The following is a 2,489-nucleotide window of genomic DNA, read 5'->3' as shown; positions in this document are numbered from 1 at the left end:
TGTTGGTTTCCACGCAGAACTGAGCCGGTTAGGCGCATAATTTCCATTGAGAATTGAGCCATGTGACCTTCCCTCCAACGCGGTGAGCGGCGGGGGCAACGGAGTGATCCACATGGGACTTTTAAACATCATCCGCCGGATGGCGCTGCGCGAGAAGCAATCGATCAGAGAGATCAGCCGGCGCACTGGGCTGTCACGCAACACCATCGCGAAGTATTTGAGTGCCGGTACAATCGAGCCGACGTTCACGGTACCGGAACGACCAAGCAAGCTTGATCCGTTCGCCGACAAACTCTCTGGCTGGCTGAAGACCGAGGCCGGGAGAACGCGCAAGCAGCGCCGGACCTTGAAGCAGCTTCATGCCGATCTGATGGCTCTGGGTTTTACCGGCTCCTATGGCCGGGTCGCCGCGTTCGCCCGTGAATGGCGGGTTGAGCAACAGACGGCTGGCCGCGGCATATTCGTTCCTCTGTCTTTCCGCCCAGGCGAAGCATTCCAATTCGATTGGAGCGAGGATTATGCTGTGATCGGCGGCGATCGCACGAAGCTGCAAGTTGCCCACATCAAACTATCACACAGCCGGGCGTTTCTGATCAGGGCCTACCTGCTGCAGACGCACGAGATGCTCTTCGACGCTCACTGGCACGGGTTCCGCGTGTTCGGTGGCGTGCCAGGTCGCGGCATTTACGACAACATGAAGACCGCGGTCGATCGCGTCGGCCGCGGTAAAGAACGGCAGGTCAATATCCGTTTCCTCGCGATGACGAACCACTACGTCTTTGCGCCTGAGTTTTGCAATCCTGCCGCGGGTTGGGAAAAGGGCCAGGTCGAGAAAAACGTTCAGGACGCCCGACCACGGTTGTGGCAACAGATGCCGGACTTTCCGGATCTGGCGGCGTTGAATGGCTGGCTGGAACAGAATTGCCAGGACCTGTGGCGCGACACAGCGCACGGCACCTTGCCTGGCACGATCGCAGACGTCTGGTCCGCTGAACAACCAGCATTGATGGCGCTCCCAGCCGCATTCGATGGCTTCGTCGAGCAAAGCAAGCGCGTCTCGCCGACATGCCTGATCACCTTCGAGCGGAACCGCTATAGCGTGCCTGCATCGTTTGCGAACCGGCCTGTCAGCCTGCGGATTTATCCGGAGCGGCTGGTCGTAGTGGCCGAGGGCAATATTCTCTGCGAACATCTGCGGGTGATTGAGCGCAGTCACGATAAACCGCCACGAACGATTTACGACTGGCGGCATTATCTTACGGTCATCCAACGCAAGCCCGGTGCCTTGCGCAATGGTGCACCCTTCCTGGAATTACCGTTGGCCTTTCGGCAATTGCAGGACCAGATGCTTCGCCGCCCCGGCGGTGATCGTGAGATGGCCGATATCCTTGCCCTTGTTCTCCATCATGACGAACAGGTTGTCCTTCGCGCTGTGGAGCTGGCCCTAAATGCGGGCGTGGCAACCAAGACGCATGTATTGAACCTGCTGCATCGGCTGATCGACGGCAAAACGACTGACGGTCCCGACATCGATACCCCACAGGCGTTGACCTTGCTGCATGAACCCAAGGCAAACGTAGAGCGCTATGATGGCCTGCGTGTCCGGATCGCGGGAGGTCGTAATGCGTCATGATCCTGCCAGCGCCGCTGTCGTCATCATGCTGCGTAGCCTGAAGATGTATGGCATGGCCCAAGCCGTCACAGACCTGATCGAGCAAGGGGCTCCGGCCTTCGATGCGGCCGTTCCCATCCTGTCTCAGTTGCTGAAAGCCGAGATGGCGGAGCGCGAGGTTCGCTCGATTGCCTACCACATGAAGGCAGCTCGCTTCCCGGCCTATAAGGACATCTCCGGGTTCGACTTCGCAGCCAGCGAGATCAACGAGGCGACGGTGCGCCAACTGCATCGATGCGAGTTCATGGACGGAGCCCAGAATATCGTGCTCGTCGGCGGACCGGGCACAGGCAAAAGCCACATAGCAACCGCTCTCGGCGTTCAGGCGATCGAGCACCATCGCCGGAAAGTCCGCTTCTTCTCGACCATCGAACTGGTCAACGCCCTTGAGCAGGAAAAGGCCAAGGGCAAGGCAGGACAGATTGCTGAGACATTGGTGCGCCTCGATCTACTGATCCTCGATGAACTCGGATACCTTCCGTTCAGTGCCTCAGGCGGAGCGCTGCTCTTCCATCTGCTGAGCAAGCTCTATGAGCGCACGAGCGTCATCATCACGACCAATCTCAGCTTCAGCGAATGGGCGACCGTCTTCGGTGATGCCAAAATGACCACCGCTCTCCTCGACCGTCTCACCCATCGTTGTCATATCCTCGAAACCGGCAACGATAGCTTTCGCTTCAAAGCCAGCTCGGCCGCCGCGGCCCAGAAGAGAGGAGAAAAAGCTAATCCCTTGACCAAATCCTGATCAGAAAACCATACTCAGAGGTGGCTCACTTCTCGGTGGAAAAACCGGCTCAGTTCCGCGTGGAAATCAACA

The 2,489-nt window shown here is 58.5% G+C and carries 2 protein-coding genes; both read left to right on the top strand.

Going from position 1 to position 2,489, the window contains the following annotated elements; translation table 11 throughout:
• The first annotated feature begins 112 nt into the window (after positions 1 to 112).
• On the top strand, positions 113 to 1,633 hold the full coding sequence (istA, locus tag FHT79_RS31885; RefSeq protein WP_143541052.1) for an IS21 family transposase: 1,521 nt from the start codon (positions 113 to 115) through the stop codon (positions 1,631 to 1,633).
• On the top strand, positions 1,623 to 2,417 hold the full coding sequence (istB, locus tag FHT79_RS31880) for an IS21-like element helper ATPase IstB (RefSeq protein ID WP_097545523.1): 795 nt from the start codon (positions 1,623 to 1,625) through the stop codon (positions 2,415 to 2,417). The genes istA and istB overlap by 11 nt, the downstream gene beginning before the upstream one ends.
• Positions 2,418 to 2,489 lie beyond the last annotated feature (72 nt).

Origin of the sequence: Rhizobium sp. BK212 (assembly GCF_014197475.1) — a bacterium.
GTDB classification, from domain to species: Bacteria; Pseudomonadota; Alphaproteobacteria; order Rhizobiales; family Rhizobiaceae; genus Rhizobium; species Rhizobium anhuiense.
The sequence above is the reverse complement of the archived record's forward strand: the minus strand, read 5'-3'. Positions and strand labels throughout refer to the sequence as shown.